The following is an 18,600-nucleotide window of genomic DNA, read 5'->3' as shown; positions in this document are numbered from 1 at the left end:
TTCCATTGGTTCTGCTTAGTATTTCCAATAAAAATATACCATAGTCAAGGGATTTATGCAAATAAAGTGCAAGCTTTGTTCGTTCGATTTCCTTATTTCATAAGGTTTGGCGAATATAATGCCCGCGTTTATCTCTTCGTATTTTGTCAAAAGCAGTTTTCAAAACAGAGAAAGTTGGTTTTGATCAGGCAATGATTCTAAGCAGCCCTGCTTGTCCAAATACTCCAGGATGGTTTTCGATACTTTTCCACGCTGTTGAAGATCCTCTTTGGAAAGGAATTCTCCAGTTTCGCGAGCACGCACTATATTGATCGCTGCATTCGTTCCAAGTCCAGGAATTGAATTGAATGGAGGAATTAGTGAATTCCCTTCAATGAGAAACTCATCTGCGCTTGATTTATACAAATCAACTTTACTGAATGAATAGCCCCGTTCACACATTTCAAGTGCTAGTTCCAGCACTGTCAGCGTATTTTTTTCCTTAGTTGACGCATCAAGTCCTTTCGCATTTATCTCTTCTACTTTTGAACGAATAGCTTGGGATCCCCTTGTCATCGCTTCAATTTCAAAATCTTCGGCTCTTACCGTGAAATATGCTGCATAATACAATAATGGTAAATGTACTTTGAAATAAGCGATTCGCACCGCCATTAATACGTATGCAGCTGCGTGAGCCTTCGGGAACATATATTTTATTTTTTTACAAGAATCAATATACCATTCAGGAACTTCATTTTCCCTCATGCTTGCTTCAAATTCTTCAGTCAGTCCTTTCCCTTTACGAACAGATTCCATAATTTTAAATGCAAGGGAAGGTTCTAGACCTTGATAAATTAAATACACCATTATATCATCCCGGCAGCCAATAACTTCACTCAGCGTACAAATCCGGTTATGAATCAGTTCTTGAGCATTTCCAAGCCATACATCGGTTCCATGTGAAAGTCCTGAAATCTGAACAAGTTCCGAGAATGTCGTCGGTTTCGTATCTTCAAGCATTTGACGGACAAACCGGGTCCCGAATTCCGGAATGCCAAGCGTTCCAGTTTTACACATAATTTGATCTTCTGTGACTCCGAGGGTCTCTGTACCACTGAAAATCTTCATAACTTCTGGATCATCGGTGGGAACCGTTTTCGGATCAATTCCACTCAAATCTTGCAGCATTCTTATGACTGTCGGATCATCATGACCTAATATATCAAGTTTTAGAATATTATCATGTATAGAGTGGAAATCGAAGTGTGTCGTTTTCCACTCTGAATTGCGGTCGTCCGCTGGGAATTGGATCGGTGTAAAATCGTAAATATCCATATAATTTGGTACTACGATAATCCCCCCTGGATGCTGACCACTCGTCCTTTTTACGCCTGTACAGCCAGCAACAAGACGATCGGTTTCTGCACCGCGCATATGAAGATTATTGTCAGATGAATACCCTTTTACATATCCATAAGCAGTCTTCTCAGCAACTGTACCAATGGTCCCAGCACGGAAAACATAATCTTCTCCAAATAATACCTTTGTATAGTTATGAGCATTGGGTTGGTATTCACCGGAAAAATTCAAATCGATATCAGGTACCTTATCTCCATTAAACCCCAAAAACGTTTCAAATGGGATATCTTGTCCGTCTTTTTTATAGCTTGTACCGCAGTCTGGACAGTCTTTGTCTGGTAAGTCAAATCCAGAGCTCACTGAACCATCATTGAAAAACTCAGATTTTTTACAATTTGGACAAACATAATGTGGTGGTAACGGATTAACCTCTGTGATTTCCGTCATTGTTGCGACTAACGATGAACCGACGGATCCCCGTGAACCAACGAGATAGCCGTCATCAAGAGATTTTTTTACGAGCTTATGAGAAATTAAGTAAATAACAGCGAAACCATGACCAATTATACTTTTTAATTCTTTTTCAAGACGTGCTTCTACGATTTCAGGGAGATTATCTCCATAGATGCTTCGTGCCATACTATAGCTCATGTCTCTCATTTCATCATCTGCACCTTCAATTTTAGGCGTATACAGATCGTCTTTAATCGGTTTTATGTCATCAATCATGTCTGCAATCTTATTCGTGTTTTCAACGACAACTTTCCGAGCTTGATCTTTACCGAGAAATTCAAAGTTCTTTAACATTTCATCTGTGGTCCGGAAATGGACATCCGGTAATTTGTGACGGTTAAGCGGATTGGCACCACCTTGTGAATTTACTAATATTTTGCGGTAAATTTTATCATTCGGCTCAAGATAATGAACATTCCCTGTTGCCACAACTGGCTTATTTAGCTTTTCCCCGAGTTTCACAATATTAGAAAGAATACCCTCTAATGATTTTTCATCGCGAATATATTCCATTTCAATCATATGTTGATAAACATCTTTCGGATGAATCTCGAGATAATCGTAAAATTCGGCAATCTCGGTGACTTCGTCGAATCCTTTCTGCATCATTCCCTCGAACACTTCACCTTTATTACATCCAGAGCCAATCAAAATTCCTTCACGATACTTTTTCAGCTTTGATCGAGGAATCCGAGGTACTCGATAAAAATAATCGATATGAGAAAGGGACACAAGCTTAAATAAATTCTTCAATCCCGCTTGAGTCTGGGCGATGAGCGTACAATGATAAGGTCTTGAGCGCTGATAAGCATTTCCGGCACCCATATGCTCATTGAATTGGTCGTGATACAGGATTTCTTTTTCTAAAGCATCTTTGAGCATTTTTAAAAGTAAATATCCCGTTGCTTCAGCATCATAAATGGCCCTGTGATGCTGGGTCAGTTCAATATCGAACTTTTTAGCCAACGTATTCAAACGATGATTTTTGAATTCTGGATACAGAAAGCGACCTAATTCTAATGTATCGATAACAGGATTTGCAGCTTTGGGATGCCCCATCTTTTTATAGCCAACATTTAAAAACCCCATATCAAAGCTTGCATTATGGGCAACTAAGATTGCATCATCGGCCCAAACCCGAAACTTTTCAAGAACTTCCGGCACATCTGGAGCATTTTCCACAAGATCATCTGTAATACCAGTCAAATCGATAGTTGTCGCTGATAAAGGGTGATGCGGGTTTGCAAACGATTCAAAACGGTCGATAATTTCCCCGTTTTGAATTTTCACTGCTGCAAGCTCAATAATCGTATCGTAAACAGCTGATAAACCAGTCGTTTCTACATCAAAAACAACATACGTATCTTCTTCGAGCAGACGGTGCGCATCATTATAAGCAATTGGGACCCCATCATCGACTAAATTCGCTTCTACTCCATACAGGATTTTAATACCGTTTTTCTTACCAGCACTAAACGCTTCTGGGAATGATTGAACACCACCATGATCCGTTATCGCAATCGCTGTATGTCCCCATTTCTTCGCTTGGGAAACGAGCGCTGAAACTGGTGAGACTGCATCCATTTGGCTCATCGGTGTATGAAGGTGAAGCTCGACCCGTTTTTCACCTTCTGGCGCATAGTCGATACGGCCTTGCTTCGTAATTTCGTTAATATCATTTGCCATCATGACTAAATCACGAATGAATGTATCAGTTTGGATACTTCCTTGGGCTCGGACCCACATCCCTTTTTTCACCCTGGCCAAAATGGCTGCATCTTCTTTGTCTCTTGAAAATACTTTCACAATAATTGAGCTTGTATAATCCGTTACTTTAAAGGTCAGTAATGTTCTGCCACTGCGAAGTTCTTTGACTTCAGCATCAAACACATATCCTTCAATCGCAATTCTTCTTTCTTCTTCCATGATTTGTTCAAGACGTCTGAAATCAGCATCCTCCTTAATCGTATAACCGATTTTAACAGGTCCTTCATATTGAGATCCATCCGCTGATTTTTCACTTTCCTTCTTCTGCATTTCGAGTAATGCTGCCAAACCTTTTTCTTCGTCTTCTTTTTGTTTCTCTTTTAAGAACTGCTGATAATCATTATTTGATTTAATTTCGGCTACTTCTGCTTCGAGCGACATTGGAGGAAAGCCTAATACTTGATAGTTGTTAGAAATCAAACTTGAATACTTTTTCTTTAACTGACCAGCTTCTGCTTCATTTCGAGCAGAAACAATAATCCGATGACCTACAATCTTTGGATCTTGCTCATTTAAAAGCGAGAGCAGTGCTGGTGAAATCCCTTGAAGTTCACTTAAGCAATTTTTCCAGTATTCCTTGACCAATTCTTCTGTAACCTTTGGCTGAAGCACATTGAAGCTAAATGATATCTTAGCAATGTGAGCAAATGTACTCGCAAGCTGTGTAGAGAATTTTGCATGAACACGAAAAGGAATTAGTTCTTCAAGTTTGAAGACAAAATGCCAGCTCTTTGATTCTCTTTCAATCAAAAGTTTTTCAATCTCAGCACCATAAAAATACTGTACAAATGCATCATCCGTTAACTTAAGCTGACTGAGCAAGAGTTGAAACCTCTCTCGACCGTTGTTCATTTGTTGATCCAATTGTCATCCTCCTTCTTTCTTTTACATTTTTCAAACTAAATATAGAAACGGCAGGGCGCCTTCATGTTCAAAATGTAACAGTGGTAATTATACCACAACAAGAATATTCTTCTTATCCTGCAGAACCAGAATTCCCCATTAACACTTTGTAAAGTTTTCCTATTTTCTATTAATTATTTCGAATTGGTAAGAGTTATGCTCACATAGAAAAAGGCATCTTCATAATGACCGATGCCTTTCTATTGCTCTATTTTTATTATTTGCCTAGGATTTCAGACAAAGTTTCCACTAAGGCGTCTGTACCGATTTCCAGCATTTCGCCTGACTTTCTAATTTTCACTTCAATGATCCCTTCAGATGCTTTCTTCCCAACTGTGATTCGAACTGGCAATCCAATTAAATCCGAATCAGCGAATTTGACACCTGGACGCTCTTGACGATCATCCATAAGTACATCATAGCCTTGTTTTTTCAATGAGCTATATAATTCCTCAGCAAGAGCAGCTTGAGTTTCATCCTTCATATTAACAGGGATCAAGTGGACATGATAAGGAGCTAAATTGGTTGGCCATAGGAGACCTTTTTCATCATTAAACTGCTCTGCAACTGCAGCAAGTGTCCGGGAAACGCCAATTCCATAGCACCCCATAATCATTGGTTGATTACGGCCGTTTTCATCCAAGTAAACAGCATTCATCGCTTCGCTATACCTCGTTCCAAGCTTGAACACATGCCCTACTTCGATTCCTTCTGCAAACTTAATTAATCCATTTCCATCTGGAGATTTATCCCCTTCTTGAATAAAGCGAATATCCGCGTATTGAGATACGGAGAAATCGCGGCCAGGATTTACATTCACATAATGGTAATCCTCTTCATTGGCACCACACACTGCATTGACTAACTTTTCAACGGCTTGATCTGCAATCACTTCAACATTTGCAGAAGATTTAATGGGACCAAGTGAACCTATAGCACAACCTAGTATTTCTTCCGTATCTGTAGCAGAAGCCAGATCCACATTTGCTGCGCCGAAGATGTTTTTTAATTTAATATCATTCACTTCATGATCGCCGCGAACTAATACTAATACAAACTTTTCGTCCACTTTGAAAAGAAGTGATTTGATGCAAGCTTTCGCATCTGTTTGTAGGAAACTAGCCACTTCTTCAATTGTTTTTTTGCCGATTGTTTCAACTTTTGCTAAATCTTTTGCTTGTTCGGTGTTTGTCACATCTTCTAATACAACAGGCGCCATTTCAATATTGGCTGCATAATCCGAGCTGTCTGAGTAGGCAATTGTATCCTCCCCTACTTCAGATAGAACCATAAATTCGTGTGTGTCTTTTCCACCCATCGCCCCGGAATCAGCAATAACAGCACGGAAATCTAATCCACATCGACTGAATATATTTGAATAGGCTGTGAACAATCTTTGATAAACCTCATCTAAACTTTCCTGACTAGAATGGAAGGAATATGCGTCTTTCATTATGAATTCACGACCGCGTAGTAATCCGAAACGTGGCCTTTTTTCATCCCTGAATTTCGTCTGAATTTGATAAACAGTTAATGGCAAACGCTTATAAGATTTAATTTCATCGCGAACTAGGCTCGTGATCACTTCTTCATGTGTTGCACCTAGGGCAAATTCACGATCATGACGATCTTTTAATCTCATAAGTTCCGGTCCATATGTATACCAGCGACCTGACTCCTGCCAAAATTCTGCTTGCTGGAGCGCAGGCATTAATAGTTCTACTGAACCTGCATTATCCATTTCTTCACGTACTATCTGCTCTACCTTTTGTAGCACCTTTTTTCCTAATGGTAGAAAACTATATACACCACTAGAATTTTGTCGCATATAGCCTGCCCGTAGTAAAAGCTGGTGACTTCTAATTTCTGCATCTGCAGGTACTTCTCTTAATGTTGGAATGAACGTCATACTTTGTTTCATCATTGCACCTCTTTTATAAATAGGAACCTTTATTTTTAATCACGGTCGTGCTTTTTAATTCCTTCTATCAAATTATACAGGAGAAAATTCAGCAATTCTACGCTTAAAGATATAGAAATCAAACCTTAGGTTTACAAATTATATAGGAGATAATTCGTTGAACGTGACAAAAAGACAACAGCACAGTTCCAAAATGCACTATCGTCTTTTGACTGTTTTGTATTTCATATAAGCAATTAGAAATTTTAGGTATTAATCATAAGAAAAATCGTTGGATATCATTCCATGTAACCATAATCATCAATAACATCAAGAGTGCAAATCCTATAAAGTGGACAATGCCTTCTTTTTGGCGGTCAATTGGCTTTCCTCGTAGAAATTCGACGAGGAAGAATAAGAGTCTGCCGCCATCAAGTGCTGGTAATGGTAGTAAGTTCATGATCCCAAGGTTAATGCTTAGTAACCCTGCCCATTTCATTAACATGAATATTCCTGACTTAGCAACCTCTTCAGTGGATTTATAAATCCCCACAGGACCAGATAAGCTATCAAGTGTAAATCCACCTGTAATTAATTGTCCTAGAATGACAAAGATTTGTTTCGTCCAGTGATAAGTTTCAGTTAAACCGTACGAAAATGCCTTTAGCGGTGATTTTTCTACTGGGGCATAAACACCGATCACACCGATCTTCTCACCTTCTCGTTCTACTTCTTTAGGTACGACCGGAATGGATAATGTCTGACCATCACGTAAGATTACAAATTCAATTTCTTTACCGGGATGTTTTTGAATATTTCCTTGAACATCTTCCCATGTAGTGACTTCATCTCCATTGATCGATTGAATTTCATCTCCAGCCTTTAATCCAGAAGCAATCGCAGAGCCATCATCCGTTAACTCACCAAGTCTTGACTCATTGACTGCAATCCCTTGAAATAATCCAATCATGACAAAGATAACAAATGCCAGCACAAAGTTCATCATCGGACCGGCAAAAATCGTCAGCGTTCTATGTCCAAGTGATTTGGATACAAATTGTCGATCATAAGGAGCAATTTGATTCTCCACACCATCTTCTACAACAACGGCTTCTTCATGAATACGAAAGGTCTTTAATTCTCCCTCATCGCCATCCTCATACCCTTGAATAAGAAGCTTATGTTCAAGATCCGCCGATTCCACTTCGATAATACGAATATCAGGATATTTATCTTTATTATTTAAAACGATTTGCTTAACTAGGCTACTTTCATCTGTAACTAACCCGATACGATATCCAGGCTTTAGTTCTGGATTTTCGGCATCTTCACCTGCCATACGAACATAACCGCCAAGTGGAAGCAGTCTAATCGTATAAACAGTTTCCTTTTTTTTATAGGTGAATACTTTCGGTCCGAAACCAATTGCAAATTCCCTACATAGTATCCCTGCACGTTTCGCGAATACTAAATGTCCCAGTTCGTGAAAAAAAACAAGGGATCCAAAAATAACGATAAAGGAAATTACAGTTTGCAATGTTTGCACGTGCATTTCACCTCTATTTCAGTAATGTTTGAATAAATCTACGTGTACTTACATCCACTTCTTGAATCGTCGTAAGATCTGGATTATCAATTGGTGTATGACGATTTAACGCTTGTTCAATGTATGTTTCGATTTCTAAGAAAGAGATTTTTCCTTTTAAAAATCCCGAAACTGCAACCTCGTTTGCTGCATTTAGGACGGTTGGCATTGTTCCGCCTATTTTACCTGCTTCATATGCAAATTGCAAACATGGGAAACGATTAAAATCCATCTCCGCAAAGTGTAGCTTCCCGATCTCAGCCAGGTTTAATCGATGGCTTGTTGACAGTGGAAGGCGATCCGGATAGGTAAGAGCATACTGAATGGGTACTCTCATATCTGGTGTACCTAGTTGTGCGATCACACTAGAATCATGAAACTCTACCATTGAATGAATAATACTTTCCTTATGAAGCAAAACATCAATCTTTTCGTATGGGAGATTAAACAACCAGTGTGCTTCAATTACTTCAAGCCCTTTATTCATCATCGAAGCGGAGTCAATCGTAATTTTCGCACCCATTGACCAATTTGGATGGTTAAGTGCCTGATCTACGGTTACCCCTACCAATTCCGCACGGGAGAGATCTCTGAAACTACCGCCTGAAGCCGTAATAATCAAGCGTTCCATATTTTTTTCTTTTTCACCTTGTAAAGCCTGAAAAATAGCTGAATGTTCACTATCAACAGGAAGTAGTTTAACGCTAGCTTTCCTTGCTTCTTCGATGACTAAATGCCCCGCTGTCACTAATGTTTCCTTATTCGCTAAAGCGATATCCTTCTTTGCTTTGATTGCTTGAAGCGTTGGAAACAAACCAACGCTACCAATTACCGCATTTACCAGAATATCTGCTTTGTCAAAAACAGCAGTTTCAATTAACCCTTCATCACCATATGTAAAATAAATACCTGTTCCCAAGAATTCCGATTGTAAAGTTTGAGAATCTTCCTTTGTTTGAACACAAACTAGACTTGGTTGAAACTCACTAATATATTTTCTAGCTAGTTCCACATTTTTCCCAACAGAAAAAGCGACAATTTTAAATTGATCTGGATGTTGTCGAACAACATCTGCTGTTTGTTGACCAATCGAACCAGAAGCACCCAAAAGACTAATATATTTCATTGTCATTCATCTCCTAAAACCAATTCAAACATTAAAGAATTTGTAAAAAATGCAAAATCGGTAAAATGAAAATCAAACTATCCAATCGATCTAATATCCCACCGTGCCCAGGTAAGAGCTTACCTGAATCCTTGACACCATAATGGCGTTTATAAGCTGATTGTACAAGATCTCCTAACTGACCAAAAATCGCTATAAGAATACTCATAAACAACAGCTCAATTAATGTTCTGTCAATCGTAGAGAACATAGAAAATAGAACTGCGATAACTAATGCAGAAATAATTCCACCGATAAATCCGCCAATTGTTTTATTCGGACTGATTTCAGGCCATAATTTCCGTTTCCCCATCGATTTTCCAATAAAATAGGCGCCTGAATCTGTTGCCCAAATCGTAAATAAGGCAAAAAATACATACGTTAAACCATTTGTGTCTCTTGTTTCAAATAAGTAATAAAAGCCCATTCCAATATAGATAACGGAGATTACTAAAAAACCAGCATCATCAAACATGAAACGATTTTTCGATAAAACAGTGGAAATGAGTAGTACTAATACTCCCCCAATAATAATTTGCGTTTTATCATAGCCGGAACCTGCCAAAATTCCGTTTGCTGATTCTGGGATAAGTATTAACCAGAGCATCACAAACGAGATTACTGAAGCAAACGAATTCAACGGCAGTTTTTTCATTCGAATCAATTCATATAAACCAATTGTACCGAGCAAATAAATCAGTACTAGAAATGGAAGCTTACCTAAAATAACGATGGGTAAAAATACAGCAGCTGCAATAATACCCGTAATAATTCTTTGCTTCATGAATCACATTTCCTCGCCTTCTTAACTAGACACCACCGAATCTTCTTGTGCGCTTCTGATATTCTTCTACTGCCTCCAACAAATGCTCTTCCTTAAAATCAGGCCAGAGAACATCAGTAAACCATAGTTCTGAATATGCAGCCTGCCAAAGCATAAAATTGCTTAAACGAATTTCTCCACTCGTCCTAATCAAAAGGTCAGGATCAGGCAGTGCATGAGTCATTAAATAGTTAGAAAATTGCACTTCGTTTACAGTTTCATCTATTATACCATTTTTAACATCTTTTATTGTTTTATTAACAGCCATAAGTATCTCAGCACGACTGCCATAATTCAATGCGAAATTCAAGATAAGACCTGTATTATTCTTTGTTTCTTCTACAGCTTGCTTTACTGCGCGTTTTGTATGTTCTGGTAATAAATCAATTTCACCCATCATCTCGACCTTCACGTTCTCAGCGATAAGTTCGGGCAAAAATGTTCCCAAGAACTCTTCTGGCAATTTCATAATATAATCCACTTCACTTTTCGGGCGCTTCCAATTTTCTGTGGAAAAAGCATACACCGTCAAAATGCTCACATTTAACTGGCTTGTAAGTTTAGTGATCTTCCGTACAACCTTCATTCCCTCATGATGGCCAGCTATTCTCGGCAAGGCACGTTTCTTAGCCCAACGACCATTCCCATCCATAATGATGGCGATATGCTTTGGAACTGAAGATTTTTTTACTTGTTGAATTTTTTGAGCTAAATCGGAAGAAGCATCTTTCTTTCCAAAACGCTTCCATATTGAATACATACTTTTGTCCCCCATCAGGTAGTGCTGTTCTCTACACATTCCTATATACTATATCGAAAATGAAAATGACAGAATCTATATTATAATATCAAAAAAAGACCGCTTCTCCTATTATTAATATGAAAAAGATTGTCCGATTAGAAGAAAATGACCAAGAGAAACTACAAACCAGGATCAAAACCTTTAATTAACTATTAATGACCCAAAAGTCTCTATCGCAATATATAAGCACATTTTCATCTATCTGTTTTCAATATGAACCGATTATCCCTCGTTCAATCAGAATGTGCAGATTTTTTCAAAAAAAAAGCCGAAATCATTCTTGCAATCCATTCAGTATGCCTTAAGTAAAATGTTAGAGAAGACTCCAGTGAGCTTCATTACATTATCATTCAGGTTATGTTGAATGGTACAGAATGTCCGGCGGTTGTTGATTACTTTAATCAGAAGTACATATATGGCTTTAATATGTCATAATTTTATTCGAAAAAGTCTTTGTAAAGATAGCCAAATCTAATAAGGTAGCGCAAGCGGCACTATATTACATATTCCCATGTAAAACTAGCTATTTATTCAAGTTATGTGATCTATTGTTTAGTAGCATAGCCCAGTTCGCATTACCCTCACAGAATGGTTTACACTTCTAAAATTTCTTTTTCCTTGTCCTTCGTGATATCGTCAATTTTGTTAATATTGTTATCTGTAAGCTTTTGAATATCGTCTGAATAACCACGTAAATCATCTTCAGTCATTTCACCGTTCTTCTCAAGCTTTTTCAAATCGTCATTTCCATCACGACGAATGTTACGTATTGCAATTTTAGCTTCTTCTGCTTCCTTACGAACCATTTTGACAAGCTCTTTTCGACGCTCTTCTGTTAATGCAGGGATAGCAATACGAATGATTGACCCATCATTGGAAGGATTCAAACCAAGATCAGACTTTAGAATCGCTTTTTCGATATCGCCTAGGATTGTTTTGTCATAAGGCTGTATAACCAAAAGTCTTGCTTCTGGAACAGAAATTCCTGCTACTTGATTAACCGGAGTCGGTGCACCGTAATATTCAACAGATATCCTATCTAGCAATGAAGCATTAGCACGGCCAGCACGGATACTAGCCAATTCTCGCGTATAAGCTGAAATTGCCTTTTCCATTTTTGTTTTTGAATTGTCAATAACTTGTTTTGGCATTTTATTTCCCCCTAACAATCGTTCCGAGCGATTCGCCCATCACAACTCGTTTAATATTTCCTTTTTCCATAATAGAAAAGACCATTAATGGAATATTGTTATCCATACAAAGTGAAGAAGCTGTCGAATCCATGACTTCTAAGCCTTCATTCAACACATCTAAATAGGTTAGCTGATCATATTTAACTGCGTTTTTGTCTTTTGCAGGATCTGCATTGTAAACTCCGTCAACATTGTTCTTTGCCATCAGAATGACTTCCGCTTCAATTTCGGCTGCTCGAAGCGCTGCTGTCGTATCTGTAGAAAAGTAAGGATTTCCGGTTCCAGCCGCAAATATAACGACTCGTTTTTTCTCAAGATGTCTGATTGCACGGCGTCTAATATAAGGTTCTGCAATTTGTCTCATTTCAATTGAAGTTTGAACGCGCGTTTCAATCCCAAGCTGTTCTAAGCTGTCTTGAAGTGCTAATGAATTCATGACGGTTGCAAGCATGCCCATGTAATCGGCATTTGCACGGTCCATTCCCATTTCACTTCCGATTTTACCTCGCCAAATATTTCCTCCGCCGACAACGACTGCCACTTCAACATCTAGTTCAGCTACTTCTTTTACTTGTTCAGCAATTGATTTAATAACGGCTGGATTGATTCCAAAACCTTCAGCACCGGCTAGTGCTTCACCGCTTAGCTTTAATACGACTCGTTTATATTTCGGGTTGCTCATCTAGAACCTCCAACTATGTAATCTAATTTCATTTTAACTTTCACATTTTACTGAACTTTTTAATGGATAACTTAATGAGTCGAACCACATTCAAGCCTCGGCTCTTATGTTCCATTACGGTTCAAAAATAGGGAACACATTTGTGCTCCCTATTTAACCAATTCAAGTGTAAATTAGTCTTTTTTAACTTGGTTCATTACTTCTTCAGCAAAGTTTTCTTGACGTTTTTCAATTCCTTCGCCTACTTCAAAACGAACGAAAGATTTAACGCTTCCGCCTTTTGATTCAACAAATTGTCCAACCTTTTGGTCAGGATTTTTAACGAAAGTTTGGTCTACAACACAAATTTCTTCGTAGAATTTATTGATACGTCCCTCAACCATTTTCGCAACAATTTTTTCTGGTTTTCCTTCGTTTAAAGCTTGTTGAGTCAATACTTCTCTCTCACGATCAAGTTCACTTGCGTCCACTTGGTCACGAGATACGTATTTCGGTTTTAGAGCAGCAATGTGCATAGATACGTCTTTAGCTGCTTCTGCATCAGTTGTTCCTTCAAGAAGAGAAAGCACACTGATTCTACCGCCCATATGAAGGTATGCACCGAATGCATCGTTGTCTGTTTTTGTAACGACTTCAAAACGACGTAATGTTAATTTTTCACCGATTTTAGCAACCGCTGCATTGATATGATCAGCAACTTTTACACCGTTGATTGTTTGCTCAAGAGCTTCTTCTACAGTTGCTGGTTTGTTAGCAAGTAAGTGCTCTCCTAGTTCTTTTACTAGCGCTTGGAATCCTTCATTTTTTGCTACGAAATCAGTTTCTGAGTTTACTTCAAGAATTACCGCTTCATTTCCGTCTACAATAATTGAAGTTAACCCTTCAGCAGCAATACGATCACCTTTGTTTGCTGCTTTTGCAATTCCTTTTTCACGAAGGAAATCAATTGCTTTTTCCATATCTCCATCAGTTTGAACAAGGGCTTTTTTACAGTCCATCATCCCTGCACCAGTTTTTTCACGCAATTCTTTTACTAATTGTGCACTAATTGCCATTATAAAATCCTCCTCTTATTAAATACAATATACAAATCTCAAACAAAATTTCGGGTTCAAATGCAAAGCGCAATATGTAATCCCAAAAAAAGGTGATAAAAGGCATTATCCTCTTATCACCTTTTTTGTATGAAGGACAAGGGGACGGAACTCCGTAAAATACATTTATGTCCAACCATTGTTAGTGTCATATTAGTCTAGGAGTAAGCTTACGAAATCTGACTTATCTCCGCCACCTTTTTAATGAAGTGAGTTTAGCACATCAAATAATTTGTCCTTTATACTAAATTGGCGCGTTTTAGCGCCAGGCTAAATTATTAATACAGATTAAGCGTTAGCTGGCTCTGCAGCAGTTTCTTCGCCTTGTTTAGCTTCAAGAATAGCATCTGCCATTTTACCAGTTAATAATTTAACTGCACGGATTGCATCGTCGTTAGCTGGGATGACAACATCGATCTCATCTGGATCACAGTTTGTATCAACAATACCAACTAGAGGGATGTTCAATTTATGAGCTTCCGCAACTGCGATACGCTCTTTGCGTGGATCAATAATGAAAATCGCATCCGGGATAGTTTTCATATCTTTAATACCGCCTAGGAATTTTTCTAAGCGATCCCATTCTTTTTTAAGTTGGATAACTTCTTTTTTAGGAAGTACTTCGAATGTCCCGTTTTCTTCCATCTTTTCGATTTCTTTAAGACGAGCAATACGTTTTTGAATTGTTTCAAAGTTAGTTAAAGTTCCACCCAACCAGCGTTGGTTAACATAGTACATACCAGAGCGGATTGCTTCTTCTTTAACAGACTCTTGAGCTTGTTTTTTTGTACCAACAAATAGAATTGTTCCGCCATTAGCAGCTAATTCTTTAACAAAATTGTATGCTTCATCAACTTTTTTCACTGTTTTTTGAAGATCGATGATGTAGATACCGTTACGCTCAGTGAAGATATACTTCTTCATTTTTGGGTTCCAGCGACGTGTTTGGTGTCCAAAGTGTACACCAGCTTCAAGCAATTGTTTCATTGAAATTACTGACATTATTAGTTCCTCCTAAATGGTTTTGTTTATCCTCCGCTTCGATCATTTCCATGCAGACACTGTCGAAACAGCACCATCTGACTAGATTACGAAACGTGTGTAATAACACCATTACAAACTATAGCATAATCACAAAATACAAGCAAGTAGTTTTCACGATTGTCTATTAAATCTTAATAAAATGAAACTTCCATCAGTGGGGTTTCTTCATTCCCACTAATGGTTAGTCCCGTTCTACTAAACCTCTGCGCAACTCTCGGTAAGTTTCACTGTATCTCACCAATCGGGGATTTACTTCAAAAAGCGAGGCGACTGGTCTAAGGTACGTCTCCTAAGATCCCTCACGTCCTGTGATAGTCCGGCAAGCATAAGATGGAATACGGCGTGGCGTAGTTTGCCACAGAGTATTACAGCTTATAACCTCAGATGGGCTAGGAGTCGCAGCTAGATTAAGCTGTTTATCCCCCATCAATTTATGACTTGATTCTCTCACACAAATTGAGGTGGGGTATTACAGCCTGTTAAACCGAGATAAAAGTTCAATTTCTGTTTTACCTTTGTTTAAACTTTTGGCTACTTCTTCTGTGGTCATGCCCTTCTGAAGCATATCGTTCACTTGCTCAGAGAGGGTCGGCTTAACCTTGTGTTCATGATTTTGAAGCTCTTGTTTTAATGTCTCTTGAAAAGATATACTCTGATTAGACCCATCTCCATGTTCTTCTAATCGATTTGTAGAAATCTCAAGTTTATCTTCATGGGTGATTGGTAAGTCTGGTAATTTTAACGATGTTGCATCCTCTTCTTTGCTATGCACTAGTTTTCTTGCTGGACTAGCTGACTGCTTTTGAGAGCTGCTCGAGTTTTTTTGTGAGTGAATCTTTTCACTAGCATTTAGTTCATTTGAAACAGCATCTTTCATAGCAAGCGCACGAATCAATCGGTCATTTTCTTCTTTTAATTCCAACACAAAGGCAGCCATTGATTCTTCCATTTCACGGGCTCTGCTTTCTTGGACCTTCTCAAAATTCGCCAAGCGATTTTGCCGCGTATATAAAACAATGATTGCCATAATCGTAAAGATGTTCAATACAAACATAATAAACATTATAAAACCTGACATAATATCCCTCTTTCGCTAGAAACAGGACATTATTACAGGATAGCACCCTGTAATAATGTCCTGAGTTTGTAAATCGCCTTTGAGTGAATCTGCGAAATTCTTGATGTTGATAAACTCATTATTTTACCAATTTCCGTTAGCGTTAACTCTTCTTTATAAAAAAGCTGTAATACAAGCTGTTCTTTTTCATTTAAAGTTTCAATTACTTTGGCTAGTTCTTTGTATAATTCTTTTTTCATCAATTGCTCTTCTGGCATTAGAGTCATGTCATCTTTAATATGATGACTCAGACCTTCTTTATCTTCCTGATCTTGCGGGTTTTCATCCATTGATAATACATTTGCAAAAAAATTCTCATTCATCGCTGTGTATACTTCTTCTTCAGAAACATTTAACTCTTCAGCAATTTCTTTCGCGCCAATTTTCCTCATATGTTTCTGTTCTAATTTTTCAACTGCTACTTCAATTTTTTTTGTCTTTTCTCTTACACTTCGAGGAAGCCAATCTTCTTTGCGTAGACCATCTAAGATAGCGCCGCGAATTCGGAATGAAGCATAGGTGTCAAATTTTAAATCCCGGTTAGGTTCGAAGCGTTCTAGTGCATCAAACAACCCCATCATCCCAAGGCTTCTCACATCACCCCTGCTTACGCTCTTAGGCAGATTAACTGAAATTCTTTGGACATGAAAGGATACAAGCGGTATGTACCTTTTCACTAGCATATCACCTGCTTTTGGATCTTTGTTTTCAACCCAATATTTCCAATATAACCGCTCTTCCTCGGTTGTCAGTTGAGACACGAGACCTCCTCCTAACGCTATAAAGTGAAACTTCCATCAGTGGGGGTTTTGTTCCCCCCACTGTAGGTTCGTCCCGTTTTCTACTGTCGCTCATACATCCGCTACGCTTCAATTTTGAATAAGCACTTAAAGTGTAAACGTATTACTTCTATACCTCTTTAGTTCCCTTATTTACCGTTCTAATATTGAGCAAACTTGTTTTTGGATTAAATTCGATTGTTCTACCGCTATTTCCGCCCACGTCTTCAGCCACGATTGGTATACGTAACGCCATTAATTCTTTTTTTACTGCTGCTACATTTCTTGGTCCGATCCTCATTAAATCTGTACCTGAAGAAAACTGAAACATTTGCGATCCACCAGCAATCTTTGCCTTAAGTTTTCTTATTGATGCTCCATCTCGAACAATTCTCTCCACTAATTCTTTTATTGCTGTATCTGCATATTTTGCCTGATTGATTTGACCCATTTTTGATAAAGTAGAGTCCGGAAGCATGACATGTGCCATACCCGCAATTTCTTTTGATTGATCATAAACAACTACCCCTACACATGACCCAAGACCTGAAGTACGTATAAGAGCCGGAGATTGAACAATATTCATATCAGCAATGCCTACTTTGACTATATTGGATACTTCAACCATGTAAAGGTACTCCCAATGAAGTAAAAACAACTTCATAGGCATCAGGATCTAATAGAAAAAAGAAATGTCCGTTAATGAAAGTTGAACTTTCTACATCTTCGCCAATCTCGGTCTCAACCACAATAACAAAGTCACTTACCTGAGAGAGTTCAATCAATCCAGCGCTGATTGTAGCACCGACCATATCAATACATAAAGCAGGAACAGATGGGTAAAAGCTTAATTTCGTAAAATCAGATAGAGAGGATAAATAAGAGCCTGAAAGAATATTTCCTAACTCCGATAAGGCAGAAAGTGCTAATTCAGAATAGGGAAGATGATCAAAGGAGAACACTTCTGTTCCCGTCATTTGTTCACTGAAGCGAGCGGCCTGCTCTAAAGGTAATAGAAAGAACATATTTCCCTGTACATCCCCTTCAATTCTTAGAAAGACGCTCGCAACAACAGTTTCTGGTCCACCAGCAAGTTCAATCATTTCATTAAATGATAGAATTCTCACACGCGGAACATTCATATTTACTTTCCTACCAAGAATCGTGGATAGAGAGGTAGCAGCATGACCTGCCCCGATATTCCCAATTTCTTTTAAGATATCCAAATGAACGGTGGTAATTTTATCAATATAGGACATCGTCTTATGCTTCTTTAACAACTGAATCTTTTACTTCATCTTGATTAAGGATTTGATCAAGATTCAGCAAGGTTAATAGTCTTTTTTCAATCTTCGCAACACCGCTAATATATTCCGTTGCTACATTTCCAATAACGTCGGGCTGAGGTTCTATACTTGTCTCTGGAATATCCAGCACATCGTTTGCAGAATCAACAATCAAACCAGCTTCCATATTGTCCAATGTCACAATAATGATTCTTGTTCGATCATCATACTCAGCCTTTTCTATTTCGAAACGAGCACGTAAATCAATGATAGGTGTAATCACACCCCGAAGATTGATTACTCCTTTTACAAATGGTAATGATCTTGGAACACGGGTAATATGCATCATTTTTTCAATTCCACGAACTTTGGAGACAGGTATCACATATTCTTTATCTTTAATTTGAAAAACGATCACTTTCACCGTCTCTAAAGTGACGATTTCTTCCATATTAGAACCTCCTAAAAATATATGTATTCAAGTAAAAAAGCATATCAAGACCGCTCAAAAGTTTTCATTTAATCACATTTGCGTGAATCTATTATTTTAATTCATCGTCAAAACTCCATGAAAAATATGTATGATGATTCTGGACATGCTCATACGAA

The 18,600-nt window shown here is 38.2% G+C and carries 15 protein-coding genes; all 15 read right to left on the bottom strand.

What is annotated here, in order from left to right; genetic code table 11:
- Positions 1 to 159 precede the first annotated feature (159 nt).
- The 15 genes from JNUCC23_RS08500 to JNUCC23_RS08430 all read right to left on the bottom strand — a co-directional run bounded on the left by JNUCC23_RS08500 (position 160) and on the right by JNUCC23_RS08430 (position 18,442).
- A complete protein-coding gene (locus JNUCC23_RS08500) occupies positions 160 to 4,470 on the bottom strand; it encodes a PolC-type DNA polymerase III (RefSeq protein ID WP_403074010.1) in 4,311 nt (1,436 codons plus the stop codon).
- A 268-nt stretch (positions 4,471 to 4,738) separates the two neighbouring features.
- The gene (locus JNUCC23_RS08495; RefSeq protein ID WP_454215228.1) at positions 4,739 to 6,442 is read right to left on the bottom strand and encodes a proline--tRNA ligase; all 1,704 of its coding nucleotides are present in this window, start codon (positions 6,440 to 6,442) and stop codon (positions 4,739 to 4,741) included.
- Positions 6,443 to 6,698: 256 nt separating this feature from the next.
- Positions 6,699 to 7,958 (bottom strand): RIP metalloprotease RseP, encoded by a 1,260-nt coding sequence (gene rseP / locus JNUCC23_RS08490; protein WP_062183308.1) that lies wholly within the window; start codon positions 7,956 to 7,958, stop codon positions 6,699 to 6,701.
- Positions 7,959 to 7,980: 22 nt separating this feature from the next.
- The gene (locus JNUCC23_RS08485) at positions 7,981 to 9,132 is read right to left on the bottom strand and encodes a 1-deoxy-D-xylulose-5-phosphate reductoisomerase (RefSeq protein ID WP_403073373.1); all 1,152 of its coding nucleotides are present in this window, start codon (positions 9,130 to 9,132) and stop codon (positions 7,981 to 7,983) included.
- A 31-nt stretch (positions 9,133 to 9,163) separates the two neighbouring features.
- Positions 9,164 to 9,955, bottom strand: a complete 792-nt coding sequence (locus JNUCC23_RS08480; RefSeq protein ID WP_062181088.1) for a phosphatidate cytidylyltransferase — start codon at positions 9,953 to 9,955, stop codon at positions 9,164 to 9,166.
- A 25-nt stretch (positions 9,956 to 9,980) separates the two neighbouring features.
- The gene (locus JNUCC23_RS08475) at positions 9,981 to 10,754 is read right to left on the bottom strand and encodes an isoprenyl transferase (protein ID WP_062181091.1); all 774 of its coding nucleotides are present in this window, start codon (positions 10,752 to 10,754) and stop codon (positions 9,981 to 9,983) included.
- Positions 10,755 to 11,389: 635 nt separating this feature from the next.
- Entirely contained in the window at positions 11,390 to 11,947 is a 558-nt protein-coding gene (frr, locus tag JNUCC23_RS08470; RefSeq protein ID WP_062181094.1) for a ribosome recycling factor, read from the bottom strand.
- A gap of 1 nt (position 11,948) precedes the next feature.
- The gene (pyrH, locus tag JNUCC23_RS08465) at positions 11,949 to 12,671 is read right to left on the bottom strand and encodes a UMP kinase (protein WP_062181097.1); all 723 of its coding nucleotides are present in this window, start codon (positions 12,669 to 12,671) and stop codon (positions 11,949 to 11,951) included.
- A gap of 173 nt (positions 12,672 to 12,844) precedes the next feature.
- Positions 12,845 to 13,726, bottom strand: coding sequence for a translation elongation factor Ts (tsf, locus tag JNUCC23_RS08460; RefSeq protein WP_403073368.1), 882 nt, complete (start codon positions 13,724 to 13,726; stop codon positions 12,845 to 12,847).
- 327 nt (positions 13,727 to 14,053) lie between these two features.
- Positions 14,054 to 14,767 carry a 30S ribosomal protein S2 gene (gene rpsB / locus JNUCC23_RS08455; RefSeq protein ID WP_028392826.1) on the bottom strand — a complete coding sequence of 238 codons (714 nt, stop codon included), beginning with the start codon at positions 14,765 to 14,767 and terminating at the stop codon, positions 14,054 to 14,056.
- 511 nt (positions 14,768 to 15,278) lie between these two features.
- Positions 15,279 to 15,887, bottom strand: a complete 609-nt coding sequence (locus JNUCC23_RS08450; protein ID WP_454215224.1) for a hypothetical protein — start codon at positions 15,885 to 15,887, stop codon at positions 15,279 to 15,281.
- A 32-nt stretch (positions 15,888 to 15,919) separates the two neighbouring features.
- Complete coding sequence (locus JNUCC23_RS08445) at positions 15,920 to 16,687, bottom strand: FliA/WhiG family RNA polymerase sigma factor (protein WP_454215222.1); 768 nt, start codon at positions 16,685 to 16,687, stop codon at positions 15,920 to 15,922.
- A gap of 148 nt (positions 16,688 to 16,835) precedes the next feature.
- On the bottom strand, positions 16,836 to 17,333 hold the full coding sequence (locus JNUCC23_RS08440) for a chemotaxis protein CheD (protein WP_062181108.1): 498 nt from the start codon (positions 17,331 to 17,333) through the stop codon (positions 16,836 to 16,838).
- A complete protein-coding gene (locus JNUCC23_RS08435) occupies positions 17,326 to 17,964 on the bottom strand; it encodes a chemotaxis protein CheC (RefSeq protein ID WP_062181111.1) in 639 nt (212 codons plus the stop codon). Before JNUCC23_RS08435 ends, JNUCC23_RS08440 begins: the two co-directional genes overlap by 8 nt.
- Before the next feature lie 4 nt (positions 17,965 to 17,968).
- Positions 17,969 to 18,442 carry a chemotaxis protein CheW gene (locus JNUCC23_RS08430; RefSeq protein WP_403073360.1) on the bottom strand — a complete coding sequence of 158 codons (474 nt, stop codon included), beginning with the start codon at positions 18,440 to 18,442 and terminating at the stop codon, positions 17,969 to 17,971.
- Positions 18,443 to 18,600 lie beyond the last annotated feature (158 nt).

The sequence above is a fragment of the Peribacillus sp. JNUCC 23 genome (assembly GCF_053653995.1).
Note: the sequence above shows the minus strand (reverse complement) of the source record. Positions and strands in the feature narration are given on the sequence as shown.

What these genes read in the sequence shown, in the direction of transcription:
- JNUCC23_RS08495 (WP_454215228.1), bottom strand. Translation starts at nt 6,442, where the DNA reads ATGAAACAAAGTATGACGTTCATTCCAACATTAAGAGAAGTACCTGCA.
- JNUCC23_RS08440 (WP_062181108.1), bottom strand. Translation starts at nt 17,333, where the DNA reads ATGGTTGAAGTATCCAATATAGTCAAAGTAGGCATTGCTGATATGAAT.
- JNUCC23_RS08485 (WP_403073373.1), bottom strand. Translation starts at nt 9,132, where the DNA reads ATGAAATATATTAGTCTTTTGGGTGCTTCTGGTTCGATTGGTCAACAA.
- frr (WP_062181094.1), bottom strand. Translation starts at nt 11,947, where the DNA reads ATGCCAAAACAAGTTATTGACAATTCAAAAACAAAAATGGAAAAGGCA.
- rpsB (WP_028392826.1), bottom strand. Translation starts at nt 14,767, where the DNA reads ATGTCAGTAATTTCAATGAAACAATTGCTTGAAGCTGGTGTACACTTT.
- JNUCC23_RS08435 (WP_062181111.1), bottom strand. Translation starts at nt 17,964, where the DNA reads ATGTCCTATATTGATAAAATTACCACCGTTCATTTGGATATCTTAAAA.
- pyrH (WP_062181097.1), bottom strand. Translation starts at nt 12,671, where the DNA reads ATGAGCAACCCGAAATATAAACGAGTCGTATTAAAGCTAAGCGGTGAA.
- JNUCC23_RS08500 (WP_403074010.1), bottom strand. Translation starts at nt 4,470, where the DNA reads ATGAACAACGGTCGAGAGAGGTTTCAACTCTTGCTCAGTCAGCTTAAG.
- JNUCC23_RS08480 (WP_062181088.1), bottom strand. Translation starts at nt 9,955, where the DNA reads ATGAAGCAAAGAATTATTACGGGTATTATTGCAGCTGCTGTATTTTTA.
- JNUCC23_RS08450 (WP_454215224.1), bottom strand. Translation starts at nt 15,887, where the DNA reads ATGTCAGGTTTTATAATGTTTATTATGTTTGTATTGAACATCTTTACG.
- JNUCC23_RS08475 (WP_062181091.1), bottom strand. Translation starts at nt 10,754, where the DNA reads ATGTATTCAATATGGAAGCGTTTTGGAAAGAAAGATGCTTCTTCCGAT.
- tsf (WP_403073368.1), bottom strand. Translation starts at nt 13,726, where the DNA reads ATGGCAATTAGTGCACAATTAGTAAAAGAATTGCGTGAAAAAACTGGT.
- JNUCC23_RS08430 (WP_403073360.1), bottom strand. Translation starts at nt 18,442, where the DNA reads ATGGAAGAAATCGTCACTTTAGAGACGGTGAAAGTGATCGTTTTTCAA.